Genomic DNA, 21,275 nt, shown 5'->3' with positions numbered 1-21,275 from the left:
CCCGGCTGCGCCGCCGTAGTGCATTTACGCTTTGATAAGCGGGCTTGCCACAGCCGGTTTCAGCGGCCTCTGTTCTTCCAGTAGCTGTTTCGCGCTGGGGCGGCGGTACATATCCTCCAGCTCTAACGTCAGACCATAATCGCTGCGCAGTTCATAGAGGATCTGCACGATCACCAGTGACGTCGCCCCGTAATCGAGGAAGTTCGCTTCATAAGGCAGATCCTGGCCGATGTACTTCTGGAACACGGAAAACGCCTGCGGGTGCGCGGCAGGTTTTTCCGAATCGCTGGTGGTCTGGCTGATAAGCGTCAACAGCGCCCGGCGGTCAAATTTCCCGTTAGCGGCATGACGCGGCAGTTCATCCACCAGATGGATATGCTGCGGCACCAGCCACTCCGGCAGATGGCGCTGACAGTGCTGGCGCAGGGCGGTGACATCGCAGCCGGGAGCGACCACCACGCTGTGCAACTGTTTCAGCGCCCCCTCGCTGGCAAGCGTGGTGCAGTACACCACCTGCGGATGCGTCATCAGCGTGCCGTCGATTTCCAGCGGGTTAACCCGGTAGCCGGAAATCTTCACCTGACCGTCTTTGCGGCCGAAGAAGGTCAGCCCCTCTTCCGGCGACCAGCGCACCAGATCGCCGGTGGCGTAGCGTTGCGGCGGCAACAGACCCTCCCCTGGCGCGATGAACGGGCGATCGCAGTAGCCGCGTGCGACGTGACGCCCTGCGACAATCAGCTCGCCCAGACATCCCGCCGGTACAGGCAGGCCATTTTCATCGGCCACCATAAAGGCGCAATGGGGCAGGGGCTGGCCGATGGGCACGCCGGTTTTGCGGTACGCCTCCATTTTTTGCGCATCAACCTGCCCGGCGCTGACGATACAGGTGGCTTCGGTCGGGCCGTAGGTGTTGAATAGCGCAGGCGTGCGCGGCAGCGCGAACCAGTGTTGCAGCGTTTCGTAGCGCATCTCATCGCCGCCGGTAATGAGAAACGCCAGGCTGGCCGGGAAGCGCGCCTGTCTTTCCTGCATCCAGGGCGTCAGTAGCGACCAGAACGGCGTCGGCAGCGAAATGTGCGTCGGCTGCCAGCCCATCAGCAGATCGAGGAATACGGCAAAGTCACGGCGTACTTCCCGGTCATCGCTTGTCAGCAGGGTACCGCCCGCGCACAGCGTGCCGTACACTTCTTCCACGCTGGCGTCGAAGGTCAGCATGTTGAATTGCAGCATGCGGCTGTTGCGATCAAGGGTATAGAGCGGAATGGCGCTGACGATAAAGGTCGCCAGCGCAGAGCTTTGTACACAGACGCCTTTCGGTTCACCGGTGGAGCCGGAGGTGAAAATAATATACGCATCAACCTCGTCCAGCGCCGTCAGGTCGGGCTGCCAGAGCGGTAACCCGGCGCTGTCCAGACGCAGGCGGTGTTTACGATACAGCAGCTTGCCTGCGGGTTCGGAGGTATCGCCAATGATCATCCGGCAGCCGCAACGCGTCAGAGCGGCGTCAAGCCGCCCGCTGCGCAGATCTTCACAGGCCAGCGGAATGTAGCAGACGCCCAGCGACAGGCAGGCCAGCATAGCGATGATGGCATGGTGGCGTGTCGACAGACAGAGCGCCACCCGATCTCCGGTCTTAAGCCCGTAGGTGGTCAGATCCTGGGCGCAGAGATAGACCGCCTGCCACAGTTCGCCATAGGTGAGCGTCAGCGTCGGGGTTTCCAGCGCGATACGCCAGGGGTCATCAGCGGCATGCTGGCGGATGAGGCTCAGCACGTGAGGGGCCATGGGCAGATCCTGCTCCGGCTCCGGCTGAAGCGCAAGCGCGGGAAGGCTGCGCCTTACCTTTTCCAGTGCCGGCCGCTCGCCTGCCTGACGCAAATAATGCACGCAGCTTTGCGCGATACGTTGCAGCTGTGGCGCGCTGAACAGCGCCCCGTTGCCGATGAAATTCAGTTCAATATCGTTATCCGACGCATTCACCATCAGCGACACCGGCACGTCATCGTCTTCCGCTTCGTAGATCCACTCTACGCTGACGGGGAGATCGCCAAATTGCAGGGTTTCCTCCGGCACATAGTTGAAGTGCAGGCTGGCTCCCCGGGCGGTCGGCGCGTCGGCGCTGCGGATTTCCAAGGCAATATCGTCTGCCAGCTGTTGCAGGCTCGCGCGGGTATCTATGTTGAGCGACAGCGTGCGCGGCTCCATCATCAGGCCGAAAGTCTCGCGCCAGCGTGCCGCTTTGCGGTTATGGGTAAAAATGCCGATATCCAGCGTGGATTGCTGGCAAACATCGGCAAAGGTGGCGGCAAACGCGGCCAGCAGCAGGTTTGCCTGCGCCTGGTGTGGGCGTGCGGGCGAAAGGGCCTGCGTCAGCTGCCGGAAATGGCGCAGCGCGTCACCGCTGATTTTCTCCTGCACCAGCAGGTTATGCCCGCTACGGCAGTGCGCGGCGGCAATGCCATGGAAGCTCAGCGGCGCAGGCGGCTGTGGCATCAGTGCCTGAGACGCGCTGAACGCCCCGGCCAGCTGCGGATAATGACACTCCGGCAGAACGGCATCGGGCGCGTGATAGCGGCGGGACACCGCCGTAAACATCACCCGCGCGGCGTGGTGATCGTAAATCAGATGGTGGCAGCGGAAGAACCAGACAAACTGCTGCTCCGCCAACTGGAACAGCCACGAGCCCGCCAGCGGCGCCAGCGGCGACCAGGGCTGCTTATTCAGACGGGCGATCTCCGCCTGCACATCCGCATCGCTGTTGCGTAAATCGATGAACTTGTGAGGGATCTCGCACATCTCGTCGTGCCACAGCGTGATGTCACGGCCCTGCTGCTGGTACACCGTGCGCAGCGCCGTGAAGTGACGCGTGACGTCACGTACCGCCAGCGCCATACGTCCGGCATCCAGCGGCGCGTTGATGCTGTAGCTTTCCCCCCAGTTGTAGGTCAGTACGGCAGGATTACGCGCCATGGCGTTAAGCATGGGCAGTTGCTGGCGGGTAGGGGTGAGTCGGTTCAGCGGCGCCGGACGTTGATGCAGCGGTTCGATAGCCGGAAGCGGCTCTTGTGCCGGAACGGCGAACAGCCTGTTCAGCGTCTGCGCCGCGCGTTTGACCAGCGCATCGACATCATGCTGCGCCGCCCACTGCGCGTTCATATCCACATGCAGCACCAGGCCATCGCGACGGGCATCGGTGCGCAGGGAGAACACCACGGACGCGCCGTGCAGACCGCCGCCCGCCCAGTCATTCAGCCCCGTCAGTTCTTCCTCATCCTGGCGGGAGGTGGCGGGCAGAATGGTGAACACCACGTCACTGTTGATCGGCGCGCCGGCAATCTGATTAAGCTCGCTCATGGAGATCTGCCGGTTGCGGAACAGGCGGAACAGCACCTTCTGGCACCGGGCGATCCATTCCTGTAACGAGCAGGGTTGCGGCACGGAGAATAACGTCGGCAGCAGGGTAACAAAGTTTCCCAGCGCTTCCGGATCCAGTCCCGGTTTATCACACACCGGCAGCCAGGCGAGAAAATCAGTTTCATCGCTGACCACATGCCACAGCCAGCTCATTACGCTGTAATAAAGCGTATTGAGCTGATTTTCCGGCACCCCCGCGTGTCGCGCCAGCTGCGCCTGATCGCAGGGAATAAAAAAGTTGCGGCGGATGATGCGGGTGGACGACAGCGCCGGTTTACTGAACGGCAATAACGCTGGCAGGGTTTGCTGCCAGTAGCGGGTGACCGCAGGCGGTGTGATTTGCGGCCCGCACTGCTCCAGATAATCGCAGCGCATCTCCGGCAGCGCACCGGCATCGTCCACGCGTTTGCGGCTGGCGCTGTAGTCCAGCGCCATGGTTTTCAGGCGGCACAGCGACAGGCCATCGACAATGGCATGATGAATGCGGAAGGTGGCGACCAGTCGATCGCCACAGTAAAACAGGCGGGCGTCGTACAGCGGCGCGTCAAACAGCTCTGCGGGTTCATATTGCCAGGCTTCCAGCATCCCGGCGATGGTGTGGGCGTCGCAGACAGTGGGCGCGGTGTCCCATTGCGGCATCTGGCTGTCCACATACTGGCGAATACCCTCGTCGGTGCGGGTAAAGCGCACACGCAGGATCGCTTTGTCATGCCACAGGCGCGTCAGCGCATCCGTCACCCGCTGCCAGTCGTGACCGGCAGGGAAAGACACCGCTGAAACCATCTGAAAGTGTTCGCTGTGCCCGTGGATCGCCTGGCTCATGACGATTTCTGTTTGCTGCCGGTATAAAGGGAAGGTTATACGCACTGTCACTTTTGCCCTTTCTCCCAGTTCGCGATGTGCTTGTGGGCGGCGGCCAGCTTATCGGCGTCCATTCTGGTCTGTTCAGGATGGAAGCCCGGCAGGAACCAGGGCAGAAAATCTTTGATGATGGTGACGTACAGGCCCTTCCAGCCATACAGCTTCCACAGCGTGCCGGGAATGCTCGCCAGGGTAAGTTCACCGCGGGCTTTCATCGCGCCGGTGCTGAGTTTTAACAGCAGCAGGGCGAAGATGAGGAAAGACGCCAGCGACCAGACAATTCGGTGCGGATAGCTGCCGCCGGTTTTCATATAAATATCGAAAGGCACGCTGCGGTGCTCCACTTCTTCAATGGCGTGCCAGTACCACAGGGCTTTCATTTCATCGCTCGCTCCCTCAAGCCAGCGGGGATTGCCGATCACCTGTTTGCCGCCGATGGACGTCAGGTGCTCCAGCGCACAGGTGACCGCGAGCTGATTACGCGGCTTAAGGCTGCGCAGCCAGTTAAAGCAACGACCCAGCAGGCGTTCGTTGTTTTCCACGAAGCGCTCCGGCAGGCCCAGCGAACGATTATATTTATTGTGCCAGCGCGTGTGCTCTGCTTCCTGATAGTAAAAACGGCGGGCAATCTCCTGCGCCTCTTCCATATCGGGATGAGCTTTCAGCGTCTGTTTTACCGAGTTGATAAACAGGCGTTCCGCTTCCGGAAACATCAATGACAGCGCATCGAGATTTGCCGCAAGCGAGGCGTCGCGTTTTAACCAGTAAGGATGCTCTTCATCCGGCGTGAATGAAAAGTCCATATGGCGTAGCGTAAGTTCTGAAGTTAAATTCCCTTTCATCGTCATTCCTTAATCAGTAGTGGTTATCAGGCCTTTGCAGTGGAGGAGGTGCGGCCATGTTTACGGTGCGCCGTCGCCCAGGTGTGGCTGGCCATCGCACAGGCCAGCGAAAGTTCGCCCGCCAGCACAGTGGCGGCGACAATTTCCGCCAGTTTGTTGGCTTTTCCTGCGCCCTGGCAGCCCAGCAGGGCAAGACCCGCCTGAGCATAGGGCTGGTTCACGCCGCCGCCGACGGTGCCGACGATCAGCGACGGGATGGTGATGGCGACCCGCAGATCGCCGTCCGTCGTCTGGCGACAGTCCATCATCATGCTGCTGGATTCCGCCACGCAGGCGGCGTCCTGTCCGAGGGCGATAAACAGGGCGGCGATACCGTTGGCGCTGTGACAGCCGTTGCTGGTGGCACCCGCCAGCCAGCCGCCTTTGGTCGCCAGCCAGTACAGCTCCATAAACTGTTCCGGCGTGGTTTTCATCACCTTGTAAAGCTCGTTCGCGGGCACAACGATCTCAGCAGATACCCGGCGTCCACGGCCGCTGATCATATTGAGGGCGGAGTGCTTTTTATCGGTGTCGAAATTCCCGGACAGCAAATAGCGGTAGGGCCACGGGCAGCGGTCGAGGAGCCATAAACAGAGCTTCTCGGTCACGATAGTCACCATGTTTTGCCCGGCAGCGTCGCCGGTGGTGTAGTTAAAGCGCACAAACACCGTGCGATCCAGCGGTTGCACGTCAAGGGAACGCAGTTTTGCGAAGCGCGAATGCTCGCTCACCTGCTGCTGTAACGCCGGAAGCTGTGAGGGCAGCCAATGGGCGAAGGCGGTGGCATCGATCATGCTGTCAAAACAGAAGACCGGTGAGCGCTGCATGTTTTCGCCGCTAATCACCGTCTTAACCGGATTATCAGCGTTAAACAGCTTCATCCCCCGGTGATAGCTGGCGACCATTGAGCCTTCCGTGGTGGCCAGCGGAACATAAAATCCGCCGCTGGCATACTGGCCCTGCACATGTAACGGCCCGGCGATGCCTACCGGAACGGACGCCGTGCCGATAGCGTTCTCAATATTGCCTTTTAAGGTTTCGGCATTGAGTGACTCATCAAACAGCGGCGCCAGCGACACGCCGGTGTGCTGTTCCAGAAACTGATGACGTTCATGAATATCGGCAGGCTGAAAGTGTTGCTTGCTGAAGCGGCGCGGCAGGGGCGCGGCGGCGGCAATAGCCTGGCGTTTGCGCATCAGCTTGCCGTTGCCGTTGCGCGGCAGCGCAGTGACGATATGAAAGCAGTGCGGCAGCTTGTAATAACTGAGCTGTGTGGCGAGCCACTGGCGCAGGACGCCCACATCAAAGGTGACGGGGTCTTCAGGCACCAGGCTGGCAACAATACGTTGAGTGATCTCTTTGTCGTCCTCGCCCGTTACCATGCACTCTTTGACAGCGCCTGAGCGCAGTATGGCGTTTTCGATTTCCGTCGGATCGAGGGTGAAGCCGCGGGTAATGATCAGGTTATCGATACGGCCAAGATGGCGGAAATACCCGTCGCTGTTTTGCTCGGCGCGGTCGCCCGTGATCAGCCAGCCTGCAAAGGGGCCGCTTTTGGCAAGCGCTCTGTCCGCGATGAGACCGCGTACCGCCAGATACCCCGGCATACCTGCCGGCAGATGCTGGCCTGACTCATCCAGCACCGCCACTTCATAGCCCGGCAGCGCTTTGCCCGTCCAGCCAGGGCGGGCGTCTTCTTCGCGGGTGGAGATAAAAATATGCAGCGCTTCGGTGCATCCCAGCGCATCGGTTAACACCAGCCCGGTGGCTTCCCGCCACTGGAGGGCAAGATCTTCCGGCAGGGTTTCACCCGCAGAAATGCATTTGCGCAGCGTTGATGTCGACCATCCGGCTTTCAGTAAACGGCGATAGGCGGTAGGCGCGGTAAATAGCACCGTTGCCTGAAAACGCGCGATAATCTCTGGCAGCGTTTTAGGCGACACTTCCCGGAGTAATACCGAACTGGCGCCTACCGTCATTGGCGCAAAGATCAGCGAGCCTAAACCATAATTAAAAGAGAGCGGCGCGGTACAGACAATAATGTCAGCAGGCTGAGGTTTTAATATATTAATAACATAACTTTCGCAATTGGCTTTAATATCGCCATGACTGTGAAACGTTATTTTAGGTTTGCCGGTGCTGCCCGAGGTAAAAGCAATGAGGGCAATGTCGCTGGCATGGCTTTCTGGCCAGCAGAAGGACGCAGGAACTGCCTCAAGCAGAGGAGCGGAAATAAATCCATCATTTTCCTTTTCTGAATCAATGCTAATCATTCTGGAAAATAGCGGATGGTGCTCATCGGAAATATGTTTTTCCCGCAGGCTTTCATCAATAATAATGAGCGCAGGGGAGGCCAGTTCAATAATATTATCGAATTCCACCTTGCTTGATGCCGGGTTCAGGGTGGTGATGACGCCGCCCGCCCGTACTACCGCCAGCCAGCACAGCGTCTGGGCAATACTGCATGGGGCAAGCAACGCTACTCTGTTGCCGGGCTTAAACTTATGTTTAATCAACAAATTCGCCGCAATAAGATCTACCGTTTTCTTAACATCACGGTACGTCCAGTTATTGTTAAGCGTTCTGAAACAAAGATTATCCGGGTGCGGCGTCTGATTTATTAACCAGGCTGATATATTAAGTTTTTCTGCTTCCTGCGAAAGAAAAGATGAAGAACTATTGGCAACGTCCATTGTTGTCTCTGTAATATATAAATGATATGAATATGTTTCTTGTGAAAAATCCTTGAGGGACAGGAATGTGCGTAATTTCCTATTGCACTTGTAACTAAGTGTATAGGTAACAGAATAACAGTGTCAATGGGGGACTGAAAATTGAAATGTCTGCGGCAATTAAAGACCGAGTTGTGAAACGATTTTATCAATTAAATGAAAGAGTTTCCTAATGCCCGAAATATAATAAAAATAGCGATTAATATTATATCCACCAGGATAAAGCCTAAGCCAGGCGGCTAATAAGATACGCTCTTTTTTAACGGGTATGCTCGCTGAGAAAATCAATAAAGGCGCGGATGCGGGTACTTACCGCCCGATCGCTGTAATAGACGGCGCTGAAAGGCATATCCACCGGCAGGCGCTTCGCAGGCAACACTTCTACCAGTTCGCCGCTGGCAATTTCCTTATCGATCATATAATCCGACAGGCAGGCGATGCCGTTGCCGCCGAGACACAGCTGTTTCAGGGTTTCCCCGCTGTTCGATGAAATGCCGCAGGTGATCTCATAAAGCTGCCCGTCCGGGCAGGCGACAGGCCAGGTATTCAGGGATACCGGCTCGGTAAAACCAAGGCAGGTATGCTTCTCGAGATCCTCAACGGTTTCCGGTGTGCCGTAGCGCGCCAGATAGGCCGGCGAGGCGATCATGCGGCGGTAGCTGCTGAACAGCGGGCGGGCGCGCAGGCTGGAGTCGGTGAGCTTACCCACGCGGATCGCCACATCTACTTTACGCTCAATCAAGTTGATGAATGTTTCGGACGAGACCAGCGACAGCGTCATTTCCGGGTAGCGTTCGCGGAAGGGTTTGATGAGCGGCATTAAGTAATGCAGCACCACCGGTGTGGCGGCATCGATGCGCAACAGGCCGCGGGGCATTAATCTGGCTTCCATTACTTCATTTTCCGCCGCCGCCATCTCCTGCAAAATAAGCTGTACCCTGCGGAAATAGCGCTCGCCTTCTTCGGTGAGGCTAAGCTGGCGGGTGGTGCGGTTGAGCAGGCTGACGCCCAGCTTCATCTCCAGCTTTTTCACCGCCCGGCTGACGGCGGAGTTAGCCTGGCCTAATTGTTCGGCTGCCCGGCTGAAGCTGCCGCTTTCCACCACCGCCACAAAAATTGCCATCTCTTCCGATGTCGCCTTCATTATTGCCCCTGTCGCAAAATTATTACGCTATTTTAATGATAACTGACACTTATGCATCATAGTTTTACGGGGGCGCAGGCGGAGGGCCTGGTCCCATTAATGATGTTTTACCCGAATAGCGTTGAAAGTGTGCGCTAAAATCCCTATAACAGAAAGGCTACTCTGCTTCCGGGGCGGCTCACAGCGACAGAGGTTTGAAACCAAAAGTGCGAAAGAATACCTATGCTATGCGCTATATTGCCGGTCAACCTGCTGAGCGAATTTTGCCGCCAGGTTCATTCGCGAGCATTGGTCAGGCACTGCCACCTGGCGCGCCCTTAAGCAGTGACGATAAGATCCGCGTGCTGGTGTGGAACATCTTTAAACAGCAGCGGGCGGAATGGCTCTCTGTGCTGCAAAACTTCGGTAAAGACGCCCACCTGGTCTTGCTGCAGGAGGCGCAAACCACCCCTGAACTGGTGAGATTCGCCACCACCAACTATCTGGCTGCCGATCAGGTTCCCGCTTTTGTGCTGCCGCAACACCCCTCCGGCGTGATGACGCTCTCCTCCGCGCATCCGGTTTATTGCTGCCCGCTGCGCGAGCGCGAACCCATCCTGCGGCTGGCGAAATCGGCGTTGGTCACGGTATATCCCTTGCCGGATTCACGGCTGCTGATGGTGGTGAACGTCCATGCGGTGAATTTCAGTCTCGGCGTCGATGTTTACAGTAAGCAACTGCTGCCGATTGGCGATCAAATCGCGCAACATAACGGCCCGGTGATCATGGCCGGAGATTTTAATGCCTGGAGCCGCCAGCGTATGAACGCGCTGTACCGTTTCTCCAGAGAGATGTCGATGCGCCAGGTGCGCTTTACTGACGACAACCGCCGTCGCGCCTTCGGTCGTCCGCTTGATTTTGTCTTCTATCGTGGTCTGAACGTGGATCAAGCCTCCGTGCTGGTGACCCGCGCCTCCGATCACAACCCGCTACTCGTCGAATTCAGTCCCGGCAAACCTGATAAATAAAGGCGTGTCAGGTCTGCCCCAGGGCAGGCCTGCAACCATGGCGCTGCCCTTCATTTAACTCACAGAAGGATGACACCATGACCACGCAATCCCATCACGATCACGTCGAAAAACAGTTTGGCTCTCAGGCCAGCGCCTATTTAACCAGCGCTGTACATGCCTCTGGCCGCGATTTACAGCAACTGCGGGCGCGGCTGGCCGGACATGCCGGCTCGCAGGTTCTGGATTTGGGATGCGGCGCGGGACACGCGAGTTTTACCGCTGCTGAAGTCGTGGCGCAGGTGACGGCTTATGATTTATCGGCACAAATGCTGGAGGTGGTGGCGAAGGCGGCGCGGGAAAAAGGACTGAACAATATTGATACGCAGCAGGGCTATGCAGAAGCGTTGCCTTTTGCCGATGCCTCTTTTGAGGTGGTGATCAGCCGCTATTCCGCGCATCACTGGCATGATGTCGGTCAGGCGCTGCGTGAAGTCAAACGCGTACTGAAACCCGGCGGGACGCTGATTATTATGGACGTGATGTCGCCAGGCCATCCGGTGCGGAACATCTGGCTGCAAACGGTCGAAGCGCTGCGCGATACGTCGCATGTGCAGAACTATTCTTCTGGAGAATGGCTGTCGATGATTACTGAGGCCGGCCTGATTTCGCGGACGCTGACCACCGATCGTCTGGTGCTTGAATTTGCGTCCTGGGTGGCGCGCATGCGCACGCCGCAGCCGCTGTGCGAGGCCATACGCTTATACCAGCAAAGCGCATCTCATGAGGTAAAGCGTTACTTCGAATTGCAGGATGACGGCTCTTTTACCAGTGACATCATTATGGTCGAGGCGCAGAAAGCGCAATAAAAGCGGGAGAAATAAAAAAGGCACCGGGGAAGCGGTGCCTTTTTTCATCATCAGGAGTCAGGTGTCGCGCTGTTCTTCACAAACAGCGTCAGCTGATCGCCAGGCTTCAGGTTATCGGTACTGTCGTTCCAGCGCATCACATCTTTGATGTTCACGCCGTGACGTTTAGCAATACTCGACAGCGAATCGCCTTTGCGAACACGATAGGTAATGCTATCGCTGTTGTTCGCCAGGGTCTGCGCGCTGCTGCCCGCACCGACGGTCAGGTTCTGGCCGACCTTCAGGCTTGCACCCCGCAGATTATTCCATTGCTGGAGATCTTTGGATGTCACGCCGAGACGTGACGCAATGCCAGAAAGCGTATCCCCTGAACGTACTTTATAGCTTCGGCTGGTCAGCGGTTTATTATCCGCGAGCAGCGTCGGCTGTACGGCAGCGATTTCGCCGGAAGCCAGTGATTCACGCAGCTGTTCTGCATGTTTCTGCGGCACCATCACATACTGAGGGCCGCTCGAACCGAGCGTCGAGCCTTTAACGCCTGCGTTAAAGGTTTTCAGCTTGTTCACGGGTATTCCCGCCATTTCAGCCAGCTGGTTAATCTCAACCGGGCTGTTCAACCTGACGCGCGCCAGCGCACGACTTTCATCTGTAGAAGGCAGACGAACGCCATAACGCTTGCTGTTCTTGAGAATATCGCTCAAAGCCAGCATTTTTGGCACGTAAATCCTGGTTTCCTGTGGCAGTGAAAGAGACCAAAAGTCCGTGGGTTTACCCCGGGCTTTATTCGCTTTCATTGCCTTCAGTACACGACCTTCACCGCTGTTATAGGCCGCGACTGTTAATAACCAGTCGCCGTCAAACATACGGTTCAGACGCTGCATCATGTCGAGCGCGGCCGTTGTGGACGCCACTACATCACGACGCGCATCGTAATTGCGTGTCTGTTTTAAACCATAATTGCGCCCCGTGCTCGGAATGATTTGCCAAATGCCTGCGGCATTGGCACCAGACGTCGCGTGTGGGTCAAAAGCGCTCTCCACTATGGGTAGTAGTACCAGTTCCATGGGCATGTTACGTTTCTTAACTTGCCCTGCTATCCAGTACATATACGGCTCTGCCCGTAAAGTTACATCGTGGAGATAGCTCTTATTGTTCAAATACTTCTGTTTCTGTTCGCGAATCCGGCCATTCTCCGGAATTCCCATCTTTAGCTCGTCGCCAATGAGAGCCCACAAGTCTTGATCCTGCGCGAAGGATGTCCCATCGTCCATCCAGCGTGCTTGACTCGTAAACTTTCCTGCTTCCCCTTGACCAGCTGCAGAAAGGCTCTGTGCGTGCTGTTGAACGTTGCCATCTTGATTAGCCTGGCAACCTACCAGCAGGACAGAGGCGAGTAATATCGCTTTTGCCTTCATGTGTGTGTCAATAGTTGCTTAAAAGACGACCGATCATAACGGCGATGTTTGCAGAAGACAAGCATAACCGTCAGAAGTCATCTTTCTTTGCCCGCAACCAGGCAAAACGCTGCTCAGGCTGTTGCAAATTTGTTTCTTTATTTATTTGATCAATTAAAACAGGGTCTTGCGTACGTAAAAATAAATTTATGTGGCGTTCATTTTTCAGAAAAACGGGTAATGTCTTTTCTTTTTTTGCGCGTAAGTCTTTAACTTTATTGTAGTAATCATTTATGAGCGAATCGTGCGGTAGGATACTGTGGGCAAACTTCATATTGGCTAACGTGTATTCATGTGCGCAACAAACGAGCGTTTCGTCCGGAAGGGCGGCAATTTTGACAAAGGACTGGTACATCTGCTCCGGCGTGCCTTCGAACAGTCTGCCGCACCCGCCAGAAAACATCGTGTCGCCGCAAAAAAGATAAGGGAAACTGAAGAAACAGATATGTCCTAAAGTGTGACCTGGCGTGGAAAACACCGCGAACTCCATACCCAAAACGGTAATTTTATCGCCCCCGGTTACAATTTCTGTCGTGCCTTTACCCTGGGTTTCCGCCGGACCGTAGACCGGAATATCGGGATACTGTTGCAGTAACGTCTTCACGCCGCCGACATGATCATTGTGATGATGCGTCAGTAAAATAGCGGCGGGCTGCCACTGGTTTTCTTTGATTGCATCCAGCACCGGCGCGGCTTCGCCCGGATCGACAATCAGACAGCGTCTTTCGTCGTTGCTGAGCACCCAGATGTAGTTGTCCTGGAAGGCGGGAATACTGTTAAGATTCATAATTACCTCTCAAAGCGTAGCGGAAGGTTGTGATGAAGGCGGCAAGGATACCTCAAACATTTGTGGCACCCGAACACTGGAGTGACTTTCCCGCAGGCGAACATTATCGTGCCGCGCTGGAACTGCAACTCAAGCCATGGCTGGCGAAAATCTATGGATTTCACCTGCTTAAGATTGGCAATCTCAGCGCAGAAATCAATGTCGAAACTTGCGCTATCTCGCATCAGGTCAATGTAGCGCCTCAGGGCGACGCCTTACAGGTGAGGGCGGATCCGCTGCATTTGCCGTTTGCCGATAAATCTATCGACGCCTGTTTACTGGCGCACACCCACAACTGGTGTGGCGATCCGCACGGCTTATTGCGGGAAGCGGACCGTGTGCTGATTGATGATGGCTGGCTGGTGATCAGCGGCTTTAATCCGGTAAGCCTGCTTGGGCTGCGCAAACTCGTGCCGATACGAAGACAGTCGGCAATCTACCGCAGCCGCATGTTTACCATGATGCGACAACTGGACTGGTTATCGCTGCTCAACTTTGAAGTGCTGCACTACAGCCGCTTTCACGTCTTACCCTGGCGCAGGCAGGGCGGAAAAATGTTGAGTACGCATCTGCCCGCCCTTGGCTGCATGCAACTGATTGTGGCCCGTAAACGGACTATCCCGTTGACGCTTAATCCCATGAAACAGAGTAAGGCCCGGCAACGTGTCAGGCAGGCAGTGGGCGCGACGCGCCAGTTTCGCAAGCCCTGATCAGGCGTCCGGCTGATAACCGATGTCGTCCTGAGTGGGATTCATGGCCGCCGCGCGCGCCAGCTCATCGCAGCGTTCGTTCTCCGGATGTCCGGCGTGGCCTTTCACCCACTCCCAGCGGATCTCATGCTGACCGAGGGCGGTGTCCAGGCGCTTCCATAAATCGACATTTTTTACCGGTTTTTTTTCGGCGGTTTTCCAGCCGCGTTTTTTCCAGTTATGGATCCACTGGGTGATCCCCTGGCGGACGTACTGGCTGTCGGTGCTAAGCACCACTTCGCAGTGCTCTTTCAGCGCTTCGAGGGAGACGATAGCGGCCATCAGCTCCATCCGGTTATTGGTGGTCAGCCGATAGCCTTCGCTGAAGGTTCTTTCATGGCCGCGATAGCGTAATATTGCACCATAACCACCCGGACCCGGATTACCGAGGCAAGATCCATCGGTGAAAATTTCTACCTGTTTAAGCATCTCTGGTAGACTTCCTGTAATTAAAAACGGCAAGTAAAACGATAAGTCTGACATAAATGACCGACATGAGCACTGCAATTACACGACAGATCGTCCTCGATACCGAAACCACCGGTATGAACCAGCTTGGCGTTCATTACGAAGGGCATAAAATCATTGAGATCGGCGCGGTTGAGGTCATCAACCGCCGTCTGACCGGCAATAACTTCCACGTTTATCTGAAACCGGATCGGCTGGTGGATCCTGAAGCTTTTGGCGTACACGGTATTGCCGACGAGTTTTTGCTGGATAAACCGACGTTTGCCGACATTGCCGATGAGTTTTTAGACTATATCCGCGGCGCGGAGCTGGTGATCCATAACGCCTCGTTTGATATCGGCTTTATGGATTATGAATTTAGCAAGCTGAATCGCGGGATCCCGAAAACGGAAACCTTCTGCAAGATCACCGACAGCCTGGCGCTGGCGCGTAAAATGTTTCCCGGTAAGCGAAACAGCCTGGATGCGCTCTGCTCGCGTTATGAAATAGACAACAGCAAACGTACGCTGCACGGGGCGTTACTCGACTCCCAAATCCTCGCCGACGTTTTCCTGCTGATGACCGGCGGGCAAACCAGCATGGCGTTTTCCATGGAAGGGGATAATCAGCAACAGCAGGATGAAACCGGGATTCAGCGCGTTATCCGCCAGGCGAGCAATCTGCGCGTGGTTTTTGCCAGTGAGGAAGAAGTGATGGAGCATGAAAAGCGGCTCGATCTGGTGCAAAAGAAAGGCGGAAGCTGCCTGTGGCGCGCCTGATATCCTTCGAAAAGCGCTAAAAATCAGCATGTGGGCGATTTTTGCAGCAACTGATTCAAAACTGAAGAAAAAGCGTTGACGCCCTGCATGGTAAACCGTAATATTCGCCTCGTTCCCACGGGAACAGTGGAGCGGTAGTTCAGTCGGTTAGAATACCTGCCTGTCACGCAGGGGGTCGCGGGTTCGAGTCCCGTCCGTTCCGCCACTATTCAAAAGCCCTGAATCAGCAATGATTCAGGGCTTTGTCGTTTCTGAAACCATCGTTGCATTTTGCCCTCTCATGACAGAAGAGGGCAGCACGGATTTACTCCAGCGTAAAAGGATCCGCATCCTGCCAGGCTGGGAACTTCTCGCGGTACTCTTTCAGCGCCGTCAGGGACAGTTCCGCCTCGATGCGTGTCGCCATATGCGGCTCGGCGGTCGCTAAGATCTCACCCTGCGGACTGACAATACGGCTGTCGCCCCGATAATGATGCCCGTTGCCGTCAGTGCCGACGCGGTTACAGCCCACCACATAGGCCAGGTTTTCAATGGCGCGCGCCACCAGCAACGATTGCCAGTGCAGCGAACGCGGCGCAGGCCAGTTGGCGACGTACAGCGCCAGATCATAATCATTGCGATTGCGCGACCACACCGGGAAGCGCAGGTCGTAACACACCAGCGGCAGAATGCGCCAGCCGCGCCACTCAAACACCACACGCTCATTTCCGGCTTCATAATGATGGTGCTCATCGGCCATACGGAACAGGTGGCGTTTGTCATAGTGATGCAGGGTGCCGTCCGGCTCCACCAGCAAAAAGCGGTTTACCGGCCCGCGCTCGCTTTGCAGCGCCGCGCTCCCCGCCACCAGCGCATTGGTCTGCCGGGCCTTGTCATGCATCCAGGCGACCACCTCATCCTGCGGCAGCGATTGCTGCGCGGCTTCCATCGCAAAGCCGGTGGTGAACATTTCCGGCAGGACGATCACATCGCGCCCGGTGAGGGTTTCCAGTTGTCTGTCAAAATGACGCAGATTGGCCGGGCCATCCATCCAGACCAGCGGTTGTTGCAGTAACGTAATTTTCAAACCAGGCACATTGTGTCTCCCGAAGATCCGTATTTTCACACTGTAGCACGGCGTTCAGGGAATGTGTTGGCAATAAAAAACCCCGCACAGGGCGGGGTTTGACAGTGCGCCTTAACGTCAGGCGGCTTCGATTTTACGGATATTCTCCGGCGGTGATGACTGCTTTACCGGCTGTGTCGCCAGCGCTTCAGGCTCAAAGTCATCGACGTTGATGCTGCGTAAACGACTCTCTTCGGCTTTCGTCAGGATCGCGGCTTCTTCAGCGGTAATGATGCCTTTCGCCAGCGCATCACGCGCCAGTTCATCCAGACGGGTAAACGGCAGATTACGGCCCGCTTCCTTACAGATGCGCTGGTGGACAGGGTCCGCGGCCATCACGTCCAGCAGGGCCTCTTCCAGCAGACCAATCGGGTTGTACTCGCTCGGCGTCAGATACTGACCGCGACCAATACGCGACCGGGTGGCGCTCGGCGTTTGCAGGATCTTCGCCACTTTATGATCCAGTTTGTCCGACGGAGCAAGGTAGTGGCGGCCAGTCGGGAAGATCACGGCTCTCATCAATCCGGCGACCGCGCGGTTCGGGAAGTTAGCCAGCAGATCGTCAATCGCCTGTTCAGCTTTATAAATCGCATCCTGCACGCCCCAGTGCACCAGCGGCAGATCCGCTTCGTGACGGCCTTCGTCGTCATAACGTTTCAGGGTCGCAGAGGCGAGGAACACCTGGCTTAATACATCGCCCAGACGCGCGGAGATACGTTCGCGGCGTTTCAGACTGCCACCCAGCACCGCCATGGAAATATCGGACAGCAGGGCGAGGTTAGCGCTCAGGCGATTAAGGTGCTGATAATAACGTTTTGTCGCATCATGGGTCGGCGAACGGCTGGTCAGGCCGCGCGTCAGGCCGAGCCAGAAGCTGCGCACCATGTTGCTGCCGACGTGCCCGATATGTTTGAACAGCAGTTTATCAAAGGCATTCAAATCATTTTTCTGCGCGGCGTTCATCTCATCCAGTACATACGGATGGCAGCGGATCGCGCCCTGACCGAAAATCATCATCGTACGGGTCAGGATATTCGCCCCTTCCACGGTAATGGCGATAGGGGAGCCCTGATAGGCGCGCGCCAGGAAGTTGCCTTCGCCCAGCATAATGCCTTTACCGCCGGCGATATCCATGGCGTCAATGATTGACTGCTGACCGCGATGGGTACAGTGGTATTTCACAATTGCTGACAGCACGGCCGGTTTTTCACCGAGCATAATGCCGTAGGTGATGAGCGATGCCGCCGCGTCCATCACATAGGCGTTACCGCCAATACGTGCCAGCGGCTCTTCAATACCTTCCATCTTGCCGATCGCTACTTTGAACTGGCGACGGATATGGGCATAAGCGCCGATGCCCATCGCCACCGATTTCAGACCACCGGTAGAGTTGGACGGCAGCGTGATACCGCGACCCACCGACAGACATTCCACCAGCATACGCCAGCCCTGACCGGCCATTTTCGGACCACCGATAATGTAATCAATAGGCACGAAAATATCGTCGCCGCGGGTCGGGCCATTCTGGAACGGCACGTTCAGCGGGAAGTGACGGCGGCCAATTTCCACGCCCGGCGTGTTGGTGGGGATCAACGCACAGGTAATGCCCAGATCCACTTCACCGCCGAGCAGTTTTTCCGGATCCGAGAGTTTAAACGCCAGGCCAAGTACGGTGGCGATAGGCGCGAGCGTAATATAACGTTTGTTCCAGGTCAGGCGCATACCGAGCACCTGTTCCCCCTGCCAGTCACCCATGCAGACGATACCGGTATCCGGGATCGCGCCCGCATCTGAACCCGCTTCCGGGCTGGTCAGGGCAAAGCAGGGGATCTCCTGCCCGCGCGCCAGGCGCGGCAGATAGTGATTTTTTTGCTCATCGGTACCGTAGTGCTGCAACAGCTCCCCCGGACCTAATGAGTTAGGCACGCCGACGGTGATCGCCAGAATACCGGAAACCCCGGACAGTTTTTGCAGCACGCGGGACTGCGCATAGGCGGAGAATTCCAGGCCGCCGTACTCTTTTTTGATGATCATCGCAAAGAAACGGTGCTCTTTCAGGAACGCCCACAGTTCCGGCGGCAGATCGGCCATCTCATGGGTGATCTGAAAATCATTTGCCATGCGGCAGGCTTCTTCCACCGGCCCGTCAATAAACGCCTGCTCTTCAGCGGTCAGACGAGGCTGCGGATAGTTATGCAGCTTTTTCCAGTCAGGATTGCCCTGGAACAGATCGCCTTCCCACCAGGTGGTACCGGCATCAATCGCCTCTTTTTCCGTGCGCGACATCGGCGGCATCACTTTGCGGAAGCTGCGGAAGGCCGGTGCCGACATCATGGACTTGCGCATGGATGGCACATTGAACGGCACCAGTATGATCGCCAGCGGCAACAGCACCCAGATGGACCATAACCCCGTCAGGCCCAGCAAGGCGGTCCACGCCAGCAGAATAACGCTACTTAATACCAGACTGACGCGGTGATAAAACAGCACACCGAGCAGCGCCATGGTTGCGAGGATACTCAAAATTATCATAGAAAATTGCTCCCTGTCTTGTAGGAGGTCTGACCACTTGTGATGTTATGGTTGTAGTGGATGTCATTTTATTTAGCAATGTGTTTACAAGATAATTACAACCTGGTTCACATTGTTGGGGCGGGGGAGCGCACGAAAACCGAAAAGGCCCGGTGATATGTCAGGCTTATACTTCTCGCCCGAAACGCTATCCGGTACACTGCGATGAGTTAACCTCATCCATTTTTAAGGATACCCTCATGTACCAGGATCTGATTCGTAACGAACTGAACGAAGCGGCGGAAACGCTGGCGAATTTTCTGAAAGATGAAGCCAATATCCACGCCATTCAGCGCGCGGCGGTACTGCTGGCAGACAGCTTCAAAGCGGGCGGTAAGGTACTTTCCTGCGGTAATGGCGGTTCACATTGCGATGCCATGCATTTTGCCGAGGAGCTGACCGGTCGTTATCGTGAAAACCGTCCTGGCTATCCGGCTATCGCTATTTCTGATGTCAGCCATATTTCCTGCGTCAGCAATGATTTCGGTTACGACTATATTTTCTCGCGTTACGTGGAAGCCGTGGGCCGTGAAGGGGACGTGCTGCTGGGGATCTCTACCTCCGGTAATTCCGGCAACGTGATCAAAGCTATTGCCGCGGCGCGTGAAAAGGGCATGAAGGTGATCACCCTGACCGGTAAAGACGGCGGCAAAATGGCCGGTTCTGCGGATATTGAAATTCGTGTGCCGCATTTCGGTTATGCTGATCGTATTCAGGAAATCCATATCAAAGTGATCCATATCCTGATCCAGTTAATCGAAAAAGAGATGGTTAAAGCATAACTCTCATCGGGGGCGACCGCCCCCGAAGCGTGGTGGAGGTGTTGTATGTGCGAACTGCTCGGGATGAGCGCCAATGTGCCTACCGATATTTGCTTCAGCTTTACCGGGCTTGTACAGCGCGGAGGCGGCACCGGGCCGCATAAAGACGGCTGGGGTATTACCTTTTACGAAGGCAAAGGCTGTCGCACGTTCAAAGATCCACAGCCCAGCTATAACTCGCCGATAGCAAAGCTGGTACAGGATTATCCCATCAAATCCTGCTCCGTTATCGCCCATATTCGCCAGGCAAACCGTGGCGAAGTGGCGCTGGAAAACACCCATCCTTTCACCCGTGAACTCTGGGGTCGCAACTGGACCTACGCCCACAATGGCCAGCTGACCGGCTATAAATCGCTGGAAACCGGCAACTTCCGCCCGGTAGGGGAAACCGACAGCGAAAAAGCCTTTTGCTGGTTGCTGCATAAATTAACCGCGCGCTATCCGCGTACGCCAGGCAATATGGCGGCGGTGTTCAAATACATCGGGACGCTGGCGGAAGAGTTGCGTGAGAAGGGCGTGTTTAACATGCTGCTGTCGGACGGGCGCTACGTGATGGCCTACTGCTCGACTAATCTGTTCTGGATCACAAGGCGCGCGCCCTTTGGCGTGGCGACGCTGCTGGATCAGGACGTGGAGATCGACTTCCAGAAAGAAACCACACCGAATGATGTGGTTACTGTTATCGCCACTCAGCCGTTAACCGGCAATGAAACCTGGCACAAAATCATGCCAGGTGAGTGGGTCTTATTTTGCCTCGGGGAGCGTGTAGTTTGACGCCAGCTGAGGCTGCACAGCGCCTTTAGCGATCGGCTTGCTCACCACGTAACGCCCGTCCACCACCGACACAACAGGCGGTTGATGGGTTGCGGCGAAATAGTCATATCCCGGCTTCAGCTGCTTCCAGAAATCGGCATAGTAAGAATATTTATGACGCGCCATATTGGCGTCGGTCATGCGGAACGGGTAAATGCTCACCTGCACGCTTTGCTGACCAAAAATCAGCGCGCCGGTCACAAACTGGAAGATCTCATCAATGCCGGAATCGGTCATCGCATAGCAGCCGACAGAGACACAGGCGCCATGGATCATCAGGTATTTGCCTTCATAACCGTGAGCACGATCGTAGGCGTTCGGGAAACCGATATTGATCGCCTTATAGAAGCGGCTGTCCGGCTTCAGCTGGCTGCGCTGAACGTTATAAAAGCCTTCCGGACTTTTGAAATCGCCCTGACGCTGTTTCGGTCCCAGACCGCCTGAATAGTTACAGATCTTATAACTATCAAGAAGCTGATACTGCTCGCCCATTTTGACGTAGAGATCAAGGGTGCGTTCTTCTTTGAAGATCTGGATGTAAACCGGCGACCCCATCAACTGCTGTTTGTACTCTTTGCTGACCGGCGTGGTTGAACTGTTGCTGCTAAGCAGCCCGGCAAACGAGACGCACGGGATCAAAAGCATCGCAAGAAATAATGCGATTTTGCGCATACTGCTGGTTCCTTGATAAAACGTAATTCACATTGCCAGGACGGCAAAAGGGATCCGAAATCAGACTAATCTGTGTCAGGAGCGCTCACATTAGCACCCCGGTAGTTTTTCGCAAGTCCGGATAAGCGCGTTTACACTATGTTTAATTGCG

General features: G+C 55.9%; 16 protein-coding genes and 1 tRNA gene. 7 read left to right on the top strand and 10 right to left on the bottom strand.

Features of this window, described 5'->3' with window-relative positions; genetic code table 11:
- Positions 1-24: 24 nt before the first annotated feature.
- The 4 genes from ACQUTD_RS07765 to yafC form a co-directional block, all read right to left on the bottom strand.
- Positions 25-4,281, bottom strand: a complete 4,257-nt coding sequence (locus ACQUTD_RS07765) for an AMP-binding protein (RefSeq protein WP_473385636.1) — start codon at positions 4,279-4,281, stop codon at positions 25-27.
- 2 nt (positions 4,282-4,283) lie between these two features.
- The gene (locus ACQUTD_RS07760) at positions 4,284-5,117 is read right to left on the bottom strand and encodes a metal-dependent hydrolase (protein WP_318364873.1); all 834 of its coding nucleotides are present in this window, start codon (positions 5,115-5,117) and stop codon (positions 4,284-4,286) included.
- Positions 5,118-5,143: 26 nt separating this feature from the next.
- A complete protein-coding gene (locus ACQUTD_RS07755; protein ID WP_473273967.1) occupies positions 5,144-7,849 on the bottom strand; it encodes an AMP-binding protein in 2,706 nt (901 codons plus the stop codon).
- Positions 7,850-8,147: 298 nt separating this feature from the next.
- Positions 8,148-9,032 (bottom strand): DNA-binding transcriptional regulator YafC, encoded by an 885-nt coding sequence (gene yafC, locus ACQUTD_RS07750; protein ID WP_473273970.1) that lies wholly within the window; start codon positions 9,030-9,032, stop codon positions 8,148-8,150.
- A 206-nt stretch (positions 9,033-9,238) separates the two neighbouring features.
- On the opposite strand from yafC, the gene ACQUTD_RS07745 reads away from it, so the two are divergent.
- Both ACQUTD_RS07745 and ACQUTD_RS07740 read left to right on the top strand, forming a co-directional pair.
- A complete protein-coding gene (locus ACQUTD_RS07745) occupies positions 9,239-10,039 on the top strand; it encodes an endonuclease/exonuclease/phosphatase family protein (RefSeq protein ID WP_072569399.1) in 801 nt (266 codons plus the stop codon).
- Between the two features lie 77 nt (positions 10,040-10,116).
- Entirely contained in the window at positions 10,117-10,887 is a 771-nt protein-coding gene (locus ACQUTD_RS07740) for a methyltransferase domain-containing protein (protein ID WP_473273972.1), read from the top strand.
- Between the two features lie 50 nt (positions 10,888-10,937).
- Here the strand turns inward: ACQUTD_RS07740 and mltD are convergent, their stop codons facing one another.
- Positions 10,938-12,302: a murein transglycosylase D gene (mltD, locus tag ACQUTD_RS07735; RefSeq protein ID WP_072567424.1), complete on the bottom strand. Its 1,365-nt coding sequence runs from the start codon at positions 12,300-12,302 to the stop codon at positions 10,938-10,940.
- Positions 12,303-12,372: 70 nt separating this feature from the next.
- Complete coding sequence (gloB, locus tag ACQUTD_RS07730; protein ID WP_473273973.1) at positions 12,373-13,128, bottom strand: hydroxyacylglutathione hydrolase; 756 nt, start codon at positions 13,126-13,128, stop codon at positions 12,373-12,375.
- 32 nt (positions 13,129-13,160) lie between these two features.
- Here gloB and ACQUTD_RS07725 point away from each other — a divergent pair, with 32 nt between their 5' ends.
- Positions 13,161-13,877 (top strand): methyltransferase domain-containing protein, encoded by a 717-nt coding sequence (locus tag ACQUTD_RS07725; protein WP_473273974.1) that lies wholly within the window; start codon positions 13,161-13,163, stop codon positions 13,875-13,877.
- Here ACQUTD_RS07725 and rnhA read toward each other — a convergent pair whose 3' ends face one another.
- Complete coding sequence (gene rnhA, locus ACQUTD_RS07720; RefSeq protein ID WP_072567427.1) at positions 13,878-14,345, bottom strand: ribonuclease HI; 468 nt, start codon at positions 14,343-14,345, stop codon at positions 13,878-13,880.
- Between the two features lie 65 nt (positions 14,346-14,410).
- Here rnhA and dnaQ point away from each other — a divergent pair, with 65 nt between their 5' ends.
- Entirely contained in the window at positions 14,411-15,142 is a 732-nt protein-coding gene (dnaQ, locus tag ACQUTD_RS07715; RefSeq protein ID WP_318363135.1) for a DNA polymerase III subunit epsilon, read from the top strand.
- A 128-nt stretch (positions 15,143-15,270) separates the two neighbouring features.
- A tRNA-Asp gene (locus ACQUTD_RS07710) sits at positions 15,271-15,347 on the top strand.
- Positions 15,348-15,446: 99 nt separating this feature from the next.
- Here ACQUTD_RS07710 and ACQUTD_RS07705 read toward each other — a convergent pair.
- Entirely contained in the window at positions 15,447-16,217 is a 771-nt protein-coding gene (locus tag ACQUTD_RS07705) for an amidohydrolase (protein WP_473273975.1), read from the bottom strand.
- A gap of 108 nt (positions 16,218-16,325) precedes the next feature.
- Complete coding sequence (fadE, locus tag ACQUTD_RS07700) at positions 16,326-18,779, bottom strand: acyl-CoA dehydrogenase FadE (protein ID WP_318363137.1); 2,454 nt, start codon at positions 18,777-18,779, stop codon at positions 16,326-16,328.
- A 239-nt stretch (positions 18,780-19,018) separates the two neighbouring features.
- Between fadE and lpcA the strand changes: the two genes are divergently transcribed.
- On the top strand, positions 19,019-19,600 hold the full coding sequence (gene lpcA / locus ACQUTD_RS07695) for a D-sedoheptulose 7-phosphate isomerase (protein ID WP_088220352.1): 582 nt from the start codon (positions 19,019-19,021) through the stop codon (positions 19,598-19,600).
- Positions 19,601-19,645: 45 nt separating this feature from the next.
- Positions 19,646-20,413, top strand: coding sequence for a class II glutamine amidotransferase (locus ACQUTD_RS07690; RefSeq protein WP_072567432.1), 768 nt, complete (start codon positions 19,646-19,648; stop codon positions 20,411-20,413).
- On the opposite strand, the gene dpaA is transcribed toward ACQUTD_RS07690, so the two are convergent.
- On the bottom strand, positions 20,384-21,124 hold the full coding sequence (gene dpaA / locus ACQUTD_RS07685) for a peptidoglycan meso-diaminopimelic acid protein amidase (RefSeq protein WP_473273977.1): 741 nt from the start codon (positions 21,122-21,124) through the stop codon (positions 20,384-20,386). The genes ACQUTD_RS07690 and dpaA overlap by 30 nt on opposite strands.
- Between the last annotated feature and the right edge of the window lie 151 nt (positions 21,125-21,275).

The organism is Enterobacter sp. K510 (assembly GCF_055804875.1).
Note: the sequence above shows the minus strand (reverse complement) of the source record. Positions and strands in the feature narration are given on the sequence as shown.

What these genes read in the sequence shown, in the direction of transcription:
- ACQUTD_RS07760 (WP_318364873.1), bottom strand. Translation starts at nt 5,117, where the DNA reads ATGAAAGGGAATTTAACTTCAGAACTTACGCTACGCCATATGGACTTT.
- dpaA (WP_473273977.1), bottom strand. Translation starts at nt 21,124, where the DNA reads ATGCGCAAAATCGCATTATTTCTTGCGATGCTTTTGATCCCGTGCGTC.
- ACQUTD_RS07690 (WP_072567432.1), top strand. Translation starts at nt 19,646, where the DNA reads ATGTGCGAACTGCTCGGGATGAGCGCCAATGTGCCTACCGATATTTGC.
- ACQUTD_RS07725 (WP_473273974.1), top strand. Translation starts at nt 13,161, where the DNA reads ATGAAGGCGGCAAGGATACCTCAAACATTTGTGGCACCCGAACACTGG.
- fadE (WP_318363137.1), bottom strand. Translation starts at nt 18,779, where the DNA reads ATGATAATTTTGAGTATCCTCGCAACCATGGCGCTGCTCGGTGTGCTG.
- gloB (WP_473273973.1), bottom strand. Translation starts at nt 13,128, where the DNA reads ATGAATCTTAACAGTATTCCCGCCTTCCAGGACAACTACATCTGGGTG.
- ACQUTD_RS07755 (WP_473273967.1), bottom strand. Translation starts at nt 7,849, where the DNA reads ATGGACGTTGCCAATAGTTCTTCATCTTTTCTTTCGCAGGAAGCAGAA.
- ACQUTD_RS07740 (WP_473273972.1), top strand. Translation starts at nt 10,117, where the DNA reads ATGACCACGCAATCCCATCACGATCACGTCGAAAAACAGTTTGGCTCT.
- dnaQ (WP_318363135.1), top strand. Translation starts at nt 14,411, where the DNA reads ATGAGCACTGCAATTACACGACAGATCGTCCTCGATACCGAAACCACC.
- yafC (WP_473273970.1), bottom strand. Translation starts at nt 9,032, where the DNA reads ATGAAGGCGACATCGGAAGAGATGGCAATTTTTGTGGCGGTGGTGGAA.
- mltD (WP_072567424.1), bottom strand. Translation starts at nt 12,302, where the DNA reads ATGAAGGCAAAAGCGATATTACTCGCCTCTGTCCTGCTGGTAGGTTGC.
- rnhA (WP_072567427.1), bottom strand. Translation starts at nt 14,345, where the DNA reads ATGCTTAAACAGGTAGAAATTTTCACCGATGGATCTTGCCTCGGTAAT.
- lpcA (WP_088220352.1), top strand. Translation starts at nt 19,019, where the DNA reads ATGTACCAGGATCTGATTCGTAACGAACTGAACGAAGCGGCGGAAACG.